This is a genomic window from Mycobacterium sp. MAC_080597_8934, assembly GCF_000523975.1.
GTDB classification, from domain to species: Bacteria; Actinomycetota; Actinomycetes; order Mycobacteriales; family Mycobacteriaceae; genus Mycobacterium; species Mycobacterium avium.
The window spans coordinates 66572-82427 of sequence record NZ_JAOS01000042.1; the positions used below are offsets into that span (position 1 = coordinate 66572).

A 15856-nucleotide genomic window follows, 5' to 3' on the forward strand; every position below is an offset into this window, starting at 1 on the left:
GGTGAGGCGGCCCGCTGCCGGGCCCGGCCGGCCCCTAGCCGACCCGCTCGCCGCGCCGGGCGCCGCGCACCTTGCTGCGGCGCTCCTCGAGGATGCGGCCGAAGTTCTGCAGCAGCGCCGGGGCCCGCGTCACCAGATGCTCGATGTGTTCCCGGTCGATCTCCAGGGCGGTGACCTCCTCCAGCGCGTACGCGCTGGCCAGGTTGGGTTGCCGGGTCAGCGCGGTCAGCCCCAGGAACTCGCCTTCGGCCAGGGTGCTGACCGGAACGACGGTCCCGTCCTCGGCCGTCGCGGTCAGCTGCACCCGGCCCGACACCAGAAACGTCATCGCCGACGGCACCTGACCGGCGTCCTCCACGATCTCGTCGGCGCCGTACCGCACGATCCTGGCCGCCGACCGCAGCGACCGCTGCTCCTCGGCGCTGAGCCGCAAGGCCGCCGCGACGACCGTGTCCAACGCGTGCTCCACGCGTTGCACCGTGGAGAAATCGTCGTCGGCGCCGTCGAGGTGCAGCTCCTCGCGCCGGGCGGCGTACCAGGCCCAGCGCAGGAAGGTGGCCTTCGCGGCGCCGGCGTCGGCGGGTGAGTCCAGCCAGATGACGGTGCGGTACCCGGCGGCGCCGACGGGCACCGTGCGGGCGACCGTGCCGGGTTTGACTTGCGGCAACGCGCGGGCGACCCGGGACAGCGTCGCGCACACCCGGTCGGGCGCGTCCGCGGTGGAGAACGTGGTGTCGATCGCCACCTTGTGCGGTCCGGGCGGCCGGCTGAGGTTGATGAACGACGTGGTCGCCAGCATCGAGTTCGGCATGATGCGGATCCCGGCGCCGGTGTCGATGTGCACCGAACGCCAGTTCACCTCGACGACGCGCCCGCTGGTGGTTCCGGTGTCCAGCCAGTCGTCGATCCGGAACGGCTGCTCGAACAACATGAACAAGCCCGAGACGATTTGGCCGATGGAGTTCTGCAGCATCAGGCCGATGACGACCGAGGTGATGCCCAGCGCGGTGAACAGCCCGCCGATCCGCACTCCCCAGATGTAGGACGACATCACCGCCAGCCCGACGCAGATCAGGGCCAGCCGGGCGACGTCGATGAAGATGGTGGGAAGCCTTTTGCGCCAACTCTTTTCGGGTGCACGCTCGAACACGGTCGCGTTGAGCCCGGACAGCAGCAGCACCAACACCAGCAGGCCGAAGGCCGTGGTGAGGATCCGCACCGGGATGTGGCCGGCCGGAATCCCGGACGCCTGAACCAAAAACAGCAGCAGCGCACCCAGCGGCAGCAGGTAGTTGCGCAGCAGGCCCACCTGCCGGGCCAGCGGGCTCTGCCTGCGCAGCAGGGCGTCGTGGATCTCGGTGATCGCGATCATCCCGATCGGCAATCCGATCGCGATTCCGATCGCCCAGTAGAACCACGACGAGCCGAAGGCGTTCATCAGCGCTCCAGCAACCGGTAGATGGCCTGGTCAGTCCCGCCGACCGAGATGGTGCCCGCCGGGGCGAACTGCCGAACGTCGCGCATCGCCTCGTACACCTGCGAGCTGACGTAGATCCCGGGTTGCGGTGAGCCGCTGTGCATTTGGTAGGCCAGGCTGACCGCACCGCCCCACATGTCGTAGACCAGGCCGGAGCGGCCCACCAGACCGCTGACGACGTTGCCGGTGTTGACGCCGATCCGCAGGCCCAGCTGGTGGCCGGTCTGGCTGTTGAACCGGTCGATGATGCGGCCGATCTCCAGCGCGAAGTCGACGGCGCGGTGAATGCTGTCCAGTCGCGGTGTGACCACCCCGCAGCTGGCCAGATAGCCGTTGTGGAAGGTGCGAATGCGTTCCACGCCAAGGGTTTCCGCCGCCGAGTCGAACTGGCGGAAGAGTTCGTCGACGGTGCCGACCAGCTGGGCCTCCGGCATCTCGGTGAACAGCTCGTCCAGGCCCACGATGTCGGCGTAGATGATGGCGACGTCCTGGTGCTTCTGGGCGATGGTCTCCTCGCCCTCCCGATAGCGTTGCAGCACCGACTCGGGCATCAGCGCCAGCAGCAGGCGGTCGTTCTCCCGGCGCTGCTCGTTGAGCAGCTCTTCCTTGATCGCGAGGTTTCGGCTCATCTCGTTGAAAGCCGCTGTCAGATCACCGATCTCGTCGCGGGCCCGGACGGGAATGTTGATGTCGTAGTCGCCGGAGCTGATCTTGCGGGTGCCCTCCTCGAGTCGCCGGACCGGGCGCACCGCCGCCTGGGCGACGAACATCGACGCTACGCAGATCACGAAAATCATTGCGGTGACCGCGATCACCAGGTTCTTGCTGAACCGGCCCAGCCGCGCGAACGCATCGGAGTTGTCCCGCGTGGCCAGGATCGACCAGTGCAGGTCGGAGTTGGGGATGTTCAGCGGGGCGTAGGCCTCCAACTCCCGGTTGCCCATGTAGTCGGTGGCGGTGACCACGCCCGTCTCGCCGCGCTGGGCCGCGCGCAGGCCCGCGGTCGCGACGGGCTGCACCAGCGTGGTGCCGCCCAGGTGGATCGCGCGGTCCACGACGTCCGGCGGGGTGCCCGCGTCGATGGCGTCGCGCCGGTATTGTTGCGGATCCTCGACGAAAACCCGCGAGTCGGAACGCATCAGATCGTCCGGGCCGGCCAGGTAGGTCTCGGTGGCCGGGCCCATCCCGGCGGCTTCCCAGTGACCGCCGGCGGTCATGATCTTGTTGATCTTGGCGGCCGGCACCGGCAGGGCCATCACGCCCTCGATCCTCCCGTTCATCCCGACCGGGGACACCACCCATGCGGTCGGGGCGTCGAGTTGCGGCTGGTAGGGCTGGAAGTCGGTGATCCACACGAAGTCGACGTCGTTGGAGGCCAAGGCTTTCTGGTAGGCCTCGCGCAGCTTCGATTCGCGGTACGGGCCGGTGAGGATGTTGGTCCCGAGATCGGGGCCCTTCATGACGCTGTAGACGACGTTGCCCTGCGTGTCGAGCAGCAGCGCGTCGCGGTAGTCGAAGCGGGTGGCGATGTCGCGGACGTAGAAATCGAAGCGGGCGTTGGCCGCCGACCATGCGCTGCCGTCCCCGGCGTCCTGCACCGGCAGCGAGTCGGGGGTGGGCCGGGGCGCGGCGGTGTAGTACGCCTGAACGTATTTCTGTGCATTGGAATTCGGCAGCACCGCATTGATGTCGATGCTGTCACCGGTGGCGTGTTTGATCGGTTTGAGCATCTGGTTGTCGTAGTAGTTGACCAGCTGCTGCTGTTGGGCCGGCGTGATGGTCGCATTGGCCAGTTGGGCGAAGCCGGTGGTGAGCGCCGCGGTCGCCTCGTTGATGGTGAAACCACCGCTCCAGACGATCAGTGAGTTCGTCACCTCCCGAAACAGCGCCTGCACCGCGCGCTTCTGCCCCTCGCGCAGCTCGATCAACCGCTCGGACTCGACCTGGCGCAACGCGTTGCGCCCCGACACCGCGCCGATGAGCCCGATCACCGCGACCCCCAGGATGCTCGACAGCAGCATGGTGATCAGGATTTTGGACTGGATGCCGAACCGGAACCGGCTGCGCAGCGGGGTTCGCCGGGTGCGCTTTGCGGGTTGCGGCGCCGGGGCAGGCGCGATGTCCGATTCGGCGTCGGTGAGTTCGCTCGTGGTCAATCGTCTGCCCTTTTCTCGCGGGAGAAGCGCGCCTAACGCAGCAGACTAGCGTGCCGACACGCGGATATTGACCGTTTGCCGTGACGCGGATCCGCGGCAAAAGGCCCGCGCCCCTGGCCTAGTTTGGCCGCCGGGGCGGCGACTAACCTCGGCGCCCATGACAGACGTCTGTGTGGTGGGCAGTGTGAACCTCGATCTGTCGCTGGCCGTCGACGCGCTGCCGCGGCCCGGCGAGACGGTGCTGGCGTCGTCGTTGCGGCAGGCCCCCGGCGGCAAGGGGGGCAACCAGGCGGTGGCGGCGGCGCGGGCGGGCGCGCGGGTGCAGTTCGTCGGCGCGGTCGGCGACGACGCGGCCGCCGGGCAGTTGCGGGCGCACCTGCAGGCCAACGGGGTCGGGCTGGACGGGGCCGTCGAGATCCCCGGGCCCAGCGGCACCGCGATCGTGGTCGTCGACGCCAACGCCGAGAACACCATCGTGGTCGCCCCGGGCGCCAATGGGCGGTTCACGCTGAACGACGAGCGTGCCCGCGCGGTGCTCGCCGGCTGCGACGTGATGCTCACCCAGCTCGAGATTCCGGTCGCCACCGCGGTCGCGGCGGCGCGGCACGCCCGGTCCGGCGGAGCGGTGGTCGTGGTGAACGCGTCGCCGGCAGGCCGGGACCCCGACTCGTTGAGCGAGCTGGCCGCCGCCGCCGACGTGGTGATCACCAACGAGGAGGAGGCCAGCGAATGGCCTTGGCGGCCAAGGCACTTGGTGGTCACCCTGGGATCGCACGGTGCCCGTTACGTCGGCGCCGACGGCGAGTACTCGGTGCCCTCCCCCGACGTCGATGCGGTGGACACCACCGGGGCCGGCGACGTGTTCGCCGGGGTGCTGGCGGCGAACTGGCCACTCGAGCCCGGTTCGCCGGATCAGCGGCGGCTGGCGTTGCGACGGGCCTGCGCCGCGGGTGCGCTGGCCACCCTGGTGCCCGGGGCCGGGGATTGCGCGCCGCGGGCCGAGGAAATCGAAAGGGCCTTGCGTGGTAAGTCTTAGCCGCGCGGGCCGCCGACGTCGTGGGCGATCCGCAGGCCGTCGCCGGTCTCCATGTCGTCGGCGGACTGGCTGAGCAGCACCCGACTTCGGCTCGGCGACAACAGCGCCGAGACGTGGTGGTGCGGACGGTCGCCGACGTAGACGAGCCGGTTGACCCTCAGCAGGGCGGCACCGATCGGCACGTCGAGCAGTTGCGCGTTGCGCGGACCGGCGATTTCGGCCGTGATCTCGTGCCGCACCCGATCCACGGCGACCCCGTTCGCCGACAGCAGCTCATACAGCGGCGCGCGCCGCAGCGCGCGCTCGGTCAGCACCGGGGCCAACTCCGGCGGCAGCCAGGCGTCGGTCACCATCAGCGGCTCGCGGGTGCGGCGCTGCCGGCGCACCCGCACGATGTGTAACAACTCGCCGGAGCGCCCCAGGGCCTCGGCGACCGCCCGGGGCGCGGACCGCACCCCCAGCTCGACGACTTCGGCCTCGGTTTCGAACTGGGTCTGCCGCAGTCCCTGCAGGTATGAGCGCCCTGTCGGCACATCGGTCGGATCATGCTGGCGTACAAAGGAACCCACGCCCTGCCGGCGCTCGATGTAGCCCTGCGCGGCCAGGTCCGCCAGCGCCCGTCGCACCGTGATGCGAGAGACCCCGAATTGATCGCACAGCGTCTGCTCGGTGGGCAACGCCTCACCCGGGGCGATGACGCCGCGGTCGATTTCGTCGTGCAACACCAGAAACAGCTGGCGGTGCAACGGCACACCGGCGGCCGCCGTCACCGGGCCGGCCTTGTCGCTGCGCTGCTGCACGATGCCCAATGCTTCCACACCATCTCGCTTGCAGGATTCGATTCGTTGTTATAAACATATAACAAATCGCCACACGGTCCGAGGGGAGCCATGACCGCCCTGCAGCAGGAGACAGTCACCGATCCGGCCGGGCCCACCGGGCTGCTCGCCACCTGGGTCGCCGAGCTGACCCTCGACGACGTCCCGCCGCCCGTCGTCGACCGCGCCAAGCACCTGCTGCTGGACGGCATCGGCTGCGCCCTGGTGGGTGCGCAGCTGCCGTGGTCGCGCATCGCCACCGACGCCGTCCTCACCCTGGAGGGAAGCGGCGACAGCATCGTCATCGGAACCGGCCGGCGGACCAGCGCACCCGCGGCCGCGGTCCTCAACGGCACGTTCATCCAGGGCTTCGAGCTCGACGACTTTCATCCGTTGGCCCCGCTGCACAGTTGCTCGCTGCTGATCCCGGCGCTGCTGTCCACGGCGGCGACGCGGTCGGCGACGACGACCGGCCGCGAGCTGCTGCTGGCCGCGATAGCCGGGTTCGAAGTCGGTCCCCGCGTCGGCCACGCCCTGCACGGCACCCAAATGCTGGACCGCGGATGGCATTCCGGTCCGGTCTTCGGCACGCACGCGGCGGCGATGGCGTCCGGCAAGCTGCGCGCGCTGCCGCCGGCGCAACTGGAAGACGCCCTGGGGCTGGCCGGCACCCAGTCGGCCGGTCTGATGGCCGCGCAGTACGAGGCGATGAGTAAGCGGATGCACCACGGCCTGGCGGCACGCAACGGCTTTTACGCGGCCGGCCTGGCGGCCGCCGGCTACACCGGCATCAAGCGGGTGTTCGAACGCGAATACGGGGGTTTCCTCAGTGTATTCGGTGAAGGCCACGATCCCGACGCCGCCGCACTGACCGCCGACCTGGGCCAGCGCTGGGAGACCTCGCTCATCATGGTCAAGTCCTACGCCGCGATGGGCGGGCTGCACGGGGCCATCGACGCGGCCCGGAGGTTGCGGAATTCTGTTGCCCCGCAAAACATCTCCTCGGTCGACATCACCGTCGGGGAGACCGTGTACAAGCACGGCTGGTGGCTACCGGAGCGGCCGCTGACCCCGATCGGCGCTCAGATGAACATCGGGTACGCCACCGCGGCCGCACTGCTCGACGGCAACGTGCTGCCCGAGCAATTCACCGCGGCCCGCCTCGATGCCGACGACATCTGGGCGCTGATCTCGGCCACCCGAGTGCATCTCGACGAATCACTGGCCGACGCCGACATCACCGAGAAGTTCCGCACCGACCTCGCTGTCACCACCCGCGAGGGAACCGTGCACCGCGCCCGGGTGGCGCTGCCGCACGGTGCGCCCAACGATCCGGTCACCAACGACGAAGTAGTGGCGAAGTTCCACGCGCTGGCCGACCGGGTGACCAGCCGCGGCCGCGCCGCGGCGATCGAACGCGCAGTGATCCGACTCGACGACCTGATCGACGTCGAGAACCTGATGGACCTGCTGGCCGACCCCGTCGCTGGGGCACTGGACTGACAAGGAACGAAGATGGCCACCACACCCGCCCGCAGGCGGCTCAGGCAATTGCTGGACAACGGCGAACTCATCGTCGCCCCAGGCGTTTTCGACGGGCTATCGGCGCACCTGGCCCGCCGGACCGGCCACGTTGCGGCGTACCTGACCGGCGCCGGCGTGGCGGCATCGGGGTTCGGGCTGCCCGACATCGGCCTGGTCACCGCGACCGAGATGGCGGATCGGGTGGCGATGATCGCGGCCGCATTGGGGGATGTCCCGCTGATCGCCGACGCCGACACCGGTTACGGCGGCCCCATGAACGTGGTGCGCACGGTTCGCGCCTACGACGCGGCCGGGGTGGCCGCCATCCAACTGGAGGACCAGGTGTTTCCCAAACGCTGCGGTCACCTGCCCGACAAGCAGGTCGTCGACGCCGCGGTGTTCGAACAGACGCTGGCCGCCGCGCTGGACGTCCGATCCGACGACGACCTGCTGGTGGTGGCCCGCACCGACGCGCGCGGCCCGCTCGGGCTGGACGCGGCGATCGAGCGCGCCAACCGGTACGCGCGCGCGGGGGCCGACATCGTCTTCGTGGAGGCGCCGCACGACGCCGGCGAAATCGAGCGCATCGCAACAGAAGTCGACGCACCCCTGCTGATCAACCTGGTGCTCGGCGGCCTGACGCCGCTGCAGTCGGCGGCGCGGCTGCACGAGCTGGGTTACGCCATCGCCATCCACCCCGGCGACCTGCTGATGCACACGACGTTCGCGATGCTGCACAGCCTGTGCGGCCTCAACGGCACCGACCCGGCCGCCCATCTGCCGGCGTCTCCGGGCGATTTCTTCGACCTGGTGGGCATGGCGCACTGGCGGGCCCTCGACGAGAAGTACGCACACACCGGGGGCCGCACATGGGCATGACCGTCATCGAGAAGATCTTGGCCCGCAAGGCCGGGCTGGACTCCGTGTCATCGGGCGACACCGTCGTCGTAGACGTCGACATGACCGTCCTGATCGACCTGCAATTCGCCACCATGTGGATATCCCCCACCCGGATTCACGACCCCGACAGGCTCGCGGTGATCATGGACCACGCGGTGCCCGCGCCCACCATCAAGGACGCCGACGGCGGCCGGCAGGCCCGCAGGTTCGTGGCCGACTTCGGCATCGAGCGCTTCTACGACGTCGGCCGGCACGGCATCTGCCACCAGGTGATCGCCGAGAACGGGCTGGCCCGTCCGGGAGAAGTGCTGGCCTGCACCGACTCTCATACCTGCGCGGCCGGCGCCTACAACAACGCCGCCCGTGGTCTGGGGCCCGCCGAAATCTACTCGATCATGTGCACCGGCACCACCTGGTTCCAGGTCGCGCCGACCATCCGCTACGAATTCCACGGCGCCAAGCCGGAGGTGGTGAGCGGAAAGGACATCTTCCTGCACATCGCCGACGAGTACGGTGACGCCCCCAACCGGAACCTCGAGTTCGGCGGGCCGGGCTTGGCCGGCATCCCGATGCACGACCGGCGGACCATCGCCACCCAGGGCGCGGAGGTGTCCGCCGATTTCAGCACCTTCGAGCCCGACGACGTGCTGACGTCGTTCCTGGCCGAACGCGGTGTCGTCGAATACGAGGCCGTCACACCGGATTCCGACGCGGCATACCACGACGTCCGACGCGTCGACCTGGCGACGCTGGAACCCTACGTGGCACGGCCGGGCACCGTGAGCCGCAACGGTTCACCGGTGTCGCGGTTGGGCAGGCAGAAGATCGACCAGGCCTTCATCGGCTCCTGCGCCAACGGGCAGCTGGAGGACCTGCGCATCGCCGCCGAGGTGCTGCGCGGCAAGACCGTCGCGCCGGGCGTGCGGCTGCTGATCACCCCCGCCTCGCAGGCCGTGTATCGAGAGGCCTTGCGGCGCGGCTACCTTCAGGACCTCGCCGACGCCGGCGCCGTCGTCACCAATTCCACCTGCGGGGCCTGCTTCGGCTACCACATGGGCCTGCTGGGGGCCGGCGAGGTGTGCATCACCGCGAGCACCCGCAACTTCACCGGCCGGATGGGCAGCACCGAAGCCGAAATCTTCATGGCCTCGCCGGCCACCGTCGCGGCGTCCGCGGTCGCCGGCTACATCACCGACCCGAGGAGTGTGACCGCATGACCCTGCGCTCGCTAATGTTCCGCGGCAAGGTCTGGGTGTTCGGCGACAACCTGAACACCGACGCCATGTACCCGGCGTTCGCGATGAAGATGCAGCCCGCCGAAGCCGCCAAACACGTGTTCTACCAGGTGCGGCCGGGCTGGACCGACGAGGTGTCGCCGGGCGATATCGTGCTGGCCGGCAAGAACTTCGGGCTGGGTTCGTCGCGACCTGTGGCGGCGTTGTTCGTCGAACTCGGCGTCGCGGGGCTGGTCGCCGAGGAATTCAACTCGCTGTTCTTCCGCAACGCCGTCAACTCAGGGCTGCCGGCCATCACCGTCCCCGACGCCACCGCGGTGTTCCGCGACGGCGACACCGGCACCTTCGACCTCGCCGAGGGCAGCTGGCGCAACGACACCACCGGCGCCTCGGGCACCGTCCCGAAACTTCCCGACCTGATCCTCGACATCATCGACAGCGGCGGTGTGCTGCCCCGGCTTGCCCGGCAGGGATACCTGCCCGGCGAGCTGGCCGACCTGCTGCGCTCGCCCACGGTGGCGATGCGCGGCGCGGGCAGCGGCGCATGAGCGCTCGACGCCGCCGTTGCCGACACCGCGCGCCACCCCGCTGACCTGCGGTTGGCAGTGTTTGGCAGCGTAGCGCGTCGATCTGGCAGTGGTGGGCGAGCAGCCTCGGTGGCGACCTGTCAGCCATCGGAAAGGAAAATCATGTCCGCCACCACGATTGACCGCACCACCGGCCGGGACGGTTTGCTCCGCCTGGCCATGCGCGCCGACGCCGCCATCAGCGGGCTGGCCGGCCTGGCCGGTATCCCGCTGGTCGGCTGGCTCGCCGAGGTGTCCGGCACCACCACGGCCTTCGAGTACGGCATGTCCGCGTTCTTGATCGGTTACGGCGTGCTGGTGTTCGGGCTGGCCGCGCTGCCCTCGGTGCGCCGCGCCGGCATGGCCGTCATCATCGGCAACCTGCTTTACACCGCGGCCGCCGTGGTGCTGGTGCTCGCCGACGTGTTCCCGTTGACGTCGACGGGTGTGGTGTTGAACCTGGCGGCCGGCGTCTACACGCTGGTGTTCGCCGAGCTGCAATACCAGGGCTGGCGGCGTGCCAGGGCGTGAGGTTCGGGGCCCGCTCGGCGAACCCGGGCGGGCCCACCGCCGCCGTTGCTAGTCCTCGGGGATTTCGCGTTCGATCTCGTCGAGCCAGATGCGCGCCGACATGTCCGACGGGGCGCGCCAGTCGCCGCGCGGCGAGAGCGCACCGCCGTGCGACACCTTGGGGCCGTTGGGCAGCGCCGAGCGCTTGAACTGGCTGAACGAATAGAACCGCTGCACGAAGACCTGCAGCCAGTGCCGGATTTCCTTGAGCGAGTAGGACGGTCGCTTGTCCTCGGGGAAGCCGGGCGGCCAGTTGCCCTGCTCGGGATCGCTCCACGCATGCCAGGCCAGGAACGCGATCTTGGACGGCCTGAACCCGTAGCGCAGCACATGGAACAGCGAAAAGTCCTGCAGCGCAAACGGACCCACCTTGGCCTCGCTGCTCTGCAGTTCCTCCTCCTCGCCGCTGGGCACCAGCTCCGGGGTGATCTCGGTGTCGAGCACCGACTGCAGCACCGCGCCGACCTCCGGCGCGAACTCCTCCGACGAGATGACCCAGCGGATCAGGTGCTGGATCAGCGTCTTGGGCACCCCGGCGTTGACGTTGTAGTGCGACATCTGGTCGCCGACACCGTAGGTCGACCAGCCCAGCCCCAGTTCGGAGAGATCGCCGGTGCCCAGCACGATGCCGCCGCGCTGGTTGGCCAGCCGGAACAGATAATCGGTGCGCAAGCCGGCCTGCACGTTTTCGAAGGTGACGTCATACACCTTTTCGCCGCGCGCGAAGGGATGGTCCATCTCCTTGAGCATCAGCTGGGCGGTCTCGCGGATGTCGATCTCGGAGAACGTCACCCCCAGTGCGCGGCACAGCTCGATCGCGTTGCGTTTGGTGCGGTCCCCAGTGGCGAAGCCGGGCAACGTGAACGCCAGAATGTCGCTGCGCGGCCGTTGTTCGCGGTCCATGGCCCGGGCGGCGACGATCAACGCGTGTGTCGAGTCCAGCCCGCCGGAAATCCCGATGACGAGCTTGGGGTAGTCCAGGGCGCGCAGCCGCTGTTCCAGCCCGGCGACCTGAATGTTGTAGGCCTCGAAGCAATCCTGTTGCAGCCGTTCGCGATCCGCGGGCACGAAGGGAAAGCGCTCGATCTCACGCCGCAAGCCGATGTCGCCGGCCGGCGGGTCGAGCCGGAACTCGATGCGCCGGAACGACTCCGACGCGATCCGGTGATGGCGCCGGTTGTCGTCGAAGGTGCCCATCCGAAGTCGTTCCGAGCGAAGCAATTCGGTGTCGATGTCGGCGATGCTGCGCCGCTCCCCCTTCGGGAACCGCTCCGACATCGCCAGCAGCACACCGTTTTCCCACACCATGGTCTGACCGTCCCAGGCCAGATCGGTGGTGGATTCCCCTTCGCCGGCAGCGGAATACACGTAGGCGGCCAAGCACCGCGAGGACGCGGAACGCGCCAGCAGGCAACGGTCCTCGGCACGTCCGATCGTGATGGGGCTGCCGGACAGGTTGGCCAGCACCGTCGCGCCGGCCAGCGCGGCCTGCGCGCTGGGCGGAATCGGCACGAACATGTCCTCGCAGATCTCCACGTGCAGCACGAAACCGGGCAGGTCGGAGGCGGCAAAGAGCAGATCCGGGCCGAACGGCGCCTCGAGGCCGGCGACGCGGACGGTGCCGCGCTCGTCGTCGCCCGGCGCGATCTGACGGCGCTCGTAGAACTCCCGATAGGTGGGCAGGTAGGACTTCGGCACCACACCGAGCAGCGCGCCGCGATGGATCACCAGCGCGGCGTTGTAGATCCGGTGCCGGTGCCGCACCGGGGCCCCGACCACCAAGACCGGCAACAGATCGGCCGAGGCCGCCACGATCGCGGCGATGGCCTGCTCCACGTCGTCGAGCAACAGGTCCTGCAGCACGATGTCTTCGATGGAATACCCGGACAGCGTCAGTTCCGGGAAGACGGCCAGCGCCGCGCTGTCGTCGTGGCAGGCGCGGGCCAGCCGCAGCACCGACTCGGCGTTCGCGGCGGGGTCACCGATGACGGTGCGATGCGTGCACGCGGCGACGCGGGCGAAGCCCTGGCTGTAAGCGTTGTAAAAGTCCATCGCCCTTCCATTGTCGCCCCACGCGTGTCAACTGCTGGCCGCCGGGTATCCCGGACGGCATGAGCGACACTGCTGTGTTGGTGGTCGACATGATGAATTCGTATCAGCATCCCGACGCTGAAAATCTAATACCCAACGTCGAGAAGATCATCGAGCCGTTGACCGGTCTGGTGCGCCGGGCCCGCGAATCCGCCGGCGTCGACCTGGTGTACGTCAACGACAACTACGGCGATTTCACCGCCCAGTTCTCCGATCTGGTCCGCTCGGCGCTCGACGGCGCCCGGCCGGACCTGGTGAAGCCGATCGCCCCGGTCTCGGGCGAAGCCGCCAGCCTGACCAAGGTCCGTCACAGCGCGTTCTATTCGACCGCGCTGGCTTACCTGCTGAGCCGGTTGGGCACCAAGCGGCTGATCATCACCGGGCAGGTCACCGAGCAGTGCATCCTCTACACGGCCCTGGACGCCTACGTGCGGCACTTCCCCGTCGTCATCCCGACGGACGCGGTCGCACACATCGACCCCGAGCTGGGCGCGGCGGCCTGCAAGATGATGGAGCAGAACATGTCCGCCGAGCTGACGACGGCGGCGGACTGCCTCGGCTGACTCGTACCCTGAACAACGTGACGGTCGGCCGCGCGGAATCCCCGGAACTGGTGGCAGTGCTGGCCGGTCGGCGGATCGCGGCGCTGACCGGTGCGGGCATCTCCACCGACTCGGGCATTCCGGACTACCGCGGGCCCGAGTCGCCGCCCAGCAATCCGATGACGATCCGCCAGTTCACCGGCGATCCGGCGTTCCGGCAGCGGTACTGGGCGCGCAACCACGTCGGCTGGCGGCACATGGACGACACGCTGCCCAACGCCGGCCACCGGGCGCTGGCCGCGCTCGAGGACGCAGCGGTGGTCACCGGCGTGATCACCCAGAACGTCGACCTGCTGCATACCAAGGCGGGCAGCCGAAACGTCATCGACCTGCACGGCAGCTACGCGCGGGTGATCTGCCTGGGCTGCGGTGACACCACGAGCCGCGCCGCGTTGGCCGAGCGGCTGGAAGCGCTCAACCCGGGCTTCATCGAGCGCACCGAGGCGATCGGCGGGCTGGCGGTGGCCCCCGACGCCGACGCGGTCGTCGCCGACACCGCGTCGTTCCGTTATCTGGACTGCGCGCGCTGCGCCGGCATGCTCAAGCCCGACATCGTCTATTTCGGCGAGAGCGTGCCCAAAGATGTTGTGGCAGCTGCCTATCGGCTCATCGACGAGGCCGATGCGCTGCTGGTCGCGGGGTCGTCGCTGACCGTGTTCTCCGGCTACCGGTTCGTGCGTCATGCCGCCGCCCGGGGCATCCCGATCGCGATCGTCAACCGCGGCGACACCCGGGGCGACCACTTGGCCACCGTCAAGGTCGACGGCGGGTGTTCGGAGTTGCTGGCCCTGCTCGCCGACGAGTTATCGCCGCTGCCAACGCATTAGCGCCACACGCGTCAGAAGGTGCACGGCATGGCGCGGATGGCGTGCACGAAATTGCCCGCCAAATAGGTGGGCTCGCCGGCCTGGATGCCGGGCAGCTGCCGGAACAACTCGGCGAAGATGGCCCGCAGCTGCGCCCGGGCCACGTGCGCGCCGAGGCAGAAGTGCAGCCCGCCGCCGCCGAAGCCGACGTGCGGGTTGGGGTCACGGCCCAGGTTCAGCCGTTCGGGATGGTCGAACGCCTCGGTGTCCCAGTTGCCGGACGGATAGAACATGACCACCTTCTCCCCCGCCAGGATGGTCTGACCGCCGAGTTCGACATCGGTTGCCGCGGTGCGGCGGAAGGTCATCACCGGGCTCGCCCAGCGGATGAACTCCTCGACCGCGGTGCCGATGCGGTGGTCGAAATCCTCGAGCAGCCAAGCCTTTTCGTCAGGGAATACGGTGAGCGCCCTGAGGGTGTGGCTGATGGTCTGCCGGGTGGTGTCGTTCCCGGCCACCGACAGCAGCACGAAGAACGCCGCCACCTCCGCGTCCTCCAGGCGGTCGCCGTCGACCTCGGCGGTGACCAGGCTGCTGATCAGGTCGTCGCCGGGCCGCTCGCGGCGCTGGGTGGCCAGGTCGCCGACGACCTGGTGCAGATACATCTGGTTTTCCAGCAGGACTTCCAGCGCCGGGCGCCCGTTGAGGAACTCCGGGTCGGCCCACGAGACCAGGGCGTCGGTGGCATGCGCCATGCGTTCCCGCTCGGATTCGGGAATGCCCATCATGTCCGAAAGCGTGCGGATGGGTAGCTCCTTGGCGCAGTGGTCGACGAAGTCACAGCCGCTGCCGGCGGCGCGCAGTTCCTCGACGATCGCCTTGGCGTTGGCCTTGATCGAGTCCTCGATGCGGCGCACCTGGCGGGGACTGAGCGCGGCGTGCGCGAGCTTGCGCAACTTGGTGTGCCGCGGCGGGTCCATCGCCAGGAACGACTGCGACGCCTCGAGCAGCTCCGCGGGAATGCTCTCGAACATCACCCCGTGCCCGGACAGGAAGACGTCGTTGTTGCGGCTGACCGTCACGATGTCGGCGCGCCGGGTGACCGCCCAGAAGCCGGGATCGGTGGGATCGGGCAGCAACGAGTCTTCGACCGGCGGATGCCAGCTCACCGGCCGCTCGGCGCGCAGCGCCGCGAACGAGCGTTCCCGCTCCGCGGCGGTGCCGGACCAGAACGCCCGCGACGACAGATCGATCTCGTCGTAGGCGCGGCCCGATCGATCGGTCCCGGACTCGCCCGTCAGCACGGCCATGATGCCGTTCCTCTCCGCTATGACACCGGTCACAGCACATCGGCGACGATATTCCTAGACAGTGTGTCTAGTCAATATGTCGAATAGTCGGCTAGGCTGGCCGTATGCCGTCGGTGACCCGCACGCCGCCGGGCCGCCGCAGCCCGGGCCGCGAGCAGCGCCGCGAGCAGCTGGAGCGCCGGCTGTTGGACGCCACCGAACGGCTGATGCGTGACGGAGCCAGCTTCACCGAGCTCAGCGTGGATCGGCTCGCCGGTGCGGCCGGCATCTCGCGGGCCAGCTTCTACATCTACTTCGAGGACAAGGGCCATCTGCTGCGCCGGCTGGCCAGCCGGGTGTTCGGCGAGCTCACCGACGGCGCGCGGCGCTGGTGGAGTGTGGCCGGGCGGCACGACCCCGACGACGTGCGGGCGGCGATGACCCGCATCATCGCCACCTATCGCCGGCATCAGGCGGTGCTGGTGGCGCTCAACGAGATGTCCGGCTACGACCCGCTGACGGCGCAGACCTACCGCGAGATACTGACCGGCATCTCCGGCCAGCTCACCCGGGTCATCGAAGACGGTCAGGCCGACGGGTCGATCCGCCCGCGGCTGGCCGCGGCCACCACCGCGAGCGCGTTGACCTGGATGGTCGAGCGGGCCTGCCAGCAGAACCTACCGGCCCAGCCGTCCGCCTACGACGCGGAGCTGGCCGACACGCTGGCCGAAATCGTTTGGGGCGCACTGTATCTCAAGCCCGCCTCGGGGAGCTGACCGCACGGCG

The 15856-nt window shown here is 69.1% G+C and carries 14 protein-coding genes; 9 read left to right on the forward strand and 5 right to left on the reverse strand.

What is annotated here, in order from left to right:
- Positions 1–34: 34 nt before the first annotated feature.
- Complete coding sequence (locus tag NF20_RS20365; protein WP_033711363.1) at positions 35–1438, reverse strand: mechanosensitive ion channel domain-containing protein; 1404 nt, start codon at positions 1436–1438, stop codon at positions 35–37.
- Positions 1438–3633 (reverse strand): adenylate/guanylate cyclase domain-containing protein, encoded by a 2196-nt coding sequence (locus NF20_RS20370; protein ID WP_009975992.1) that lies wholly within the window; start codon positions 3631–3633, stop codon positions 1438–1440. The genes NF20_RS20365 and NF20_RS20370 overlap by 1 nt, the downstream gene beginning before the upstream one ends.
- A gap of 157 nt (positions 3634–3790) precedes the next feature.
- On the opposite strand from NF20_RS20370, the gene NF20_RS20375 reads away from it, so the two are divergent.
- The gene (locus NF20_RS20375) at positions 3791–4669 is read left to right on the forward strand and encodes a ribokinase (protein ID WP_003875877.1); all 879 of its coding nucleotides are present in this window, start codon (positions 3791–3793) and stop codon (positions 4667–4669) included.
- Here the strand turns inward: NF20_RS20375 and NF20_RS20380 are convergent.
- A complete protein-coding gene (locus NF20_RS20380; protein ID WP_023898232.1) occupies positions 4666–5478 on the reverse strand; it encodes a GntR family transcriptional regulator in 813 nt (270 codons plus the stop codon). The genes NF20_RS20375 and NF20_RS20380 overlap by 4 nt on opposite strands.
- A gap of 81 nt (positions 5479–5559) precedes the next feature.
- Between NF20_RS20380 and NF20_RS20385 the strand changes: the two genes are divergently transcribed.
- The 5 genes from NF20_RS20385 to NF20_RS20405 all read left to right on the forward strand — a co-directional run bounded on the left by NF20_RS20385 (position 5560) and on the right by NF20_RS20405 (position 10243).
- Positions 5560–6990, forward strand: coding sequence for an MmgE/PrpD family protein (locus NF20_RS20385; RefSeq protein WP_023898230.1), 1431 nt, complete (start codon positions 5560–5562; stop codon positions 6988–6990).
- A gap of 12 nt (positions 6991–7002) precedes the next feature.
- Positions 7003–7890, forward strand: coding sequence for an isocitrate lyase/PEP mutase family protein (locus NF20_RS20390; protein WP_033711364.1), 888 nt, complete (start codon positions 7003–7005; stop codon positions 7888–7890).
- The gene (locus tag NF20_RS20395) at positions 7881–9128 is read left to right on the forward strand and encodes a 3-isopropylmalate dehydratase large subunit (RefSeq protein ID WP_009975985.1); all 1248 of its coding nucleotides are present in this window, start codon (positions 7881–7883) and stop codon (positions 9126–9128) included. Before NF20_RS20390 ends, NF20_RS20395 begins: the two co-directional genes overlap by 10 nt.
- Positions 9125–9694, forward strand: a complete 570-nt coding sequence (locus tag NF20_RS20400) for a 3-isopropylmalate dehydratase small subunit (protein WP_003875872.1) — start codon at positions 9125–9127, stop codon at positions 9692–9694. Before NF20_RS20395 ends, NF20_RS20400 begins: the two co-directional genes overlap by 4 nt.
- Positions 9695–9835: 141 nt before the next feature.
- Entirely contained in the window at positions 9836–10243 is a 408-nt protein-coding gene (locus tag NF20_RS20405) for a hypothetical protein (RefSeq protein WP_033711365.1), read from the forward strand.
- Between the two features lie 48 nt (positions 10244–10291).
- Here the strand turns inward: NF20_RS20405 and NF20_RS20410 are convergent, their stop codons facing one another.
- On the reverse strand, positions 10292–12334 hold the full coding sequence (locus NF20_RS20410; RefSeq protein WP_003875870.1) for an NAD(+) synthase: 2043 nt from the start codon (positions 12332–12334) through the stop codon (positions 10292–10294).
- 59 nt (positions 12335–12393) lie between these two features.
- On the opposite strand from NF20_RS20410, the gene NF20_RS20415 reads away from it, so the two are divergent.
- Together NF20_RS20415 and NF20_RS20420 are read left to right on the forward strand one after the other, a co-directional pair.
- Positions 12394–12936, forward strand: coding sequence for a cysteine hydrolase family protein (locus NF20_RS20415; RefSeq protein WP_009975981.1), 543 nt, complete (start codon positions 12394–12396; stop codon positions 12934–12936).
- Positions 12937–12953: 17 nt separating this feature from the next.
- Positions 12954–13802 (forward strand): SIR2 family NAD-dependent protein deacylase, encoded by an 849-nt coding sequence (locus NF20_RS20420; protein WP_023898217.1) that lies wholly within the window; start codon positions 12954–12956, stop codon positions 13800–13802.
- An 11-nt stretch (positions 13803–13813) separates the two neighbouring features.
- Here the strand turns inward: NF20_RS20420 and NF20_RS20425 are convergent, their stop codons facing one another.
- The gene (locus tag NF20_RS20425) at positions 13814–15091 is read right to left on the reverse strand and encodes a cytochrome P450 (RefSeq protein ID WP_033711373.1); all 1278 of its coding nucleotides are present in this window, start codon (positions 15089–15091) and stop codon (positions 13814–13816) included.
- Between the two features lie 104 nt (positions 15092–15195).
- Between NF20_RS20425 and NF20_RS20430 the strand changes: the two genes are divergently transcribed.
- On the forward strand, positions 15196–15846 hold the full coding sequence (locus tag NF20_RS20430) for a TetR/AcrR family transcriptional regulator (protein ID WP_011724311.1): 651 nt from the start codon (positions 15196–15198) through the stop codon (positions 15844–15846).
- Positions 15847–15856: the final 10 nt, after the last annotated feature.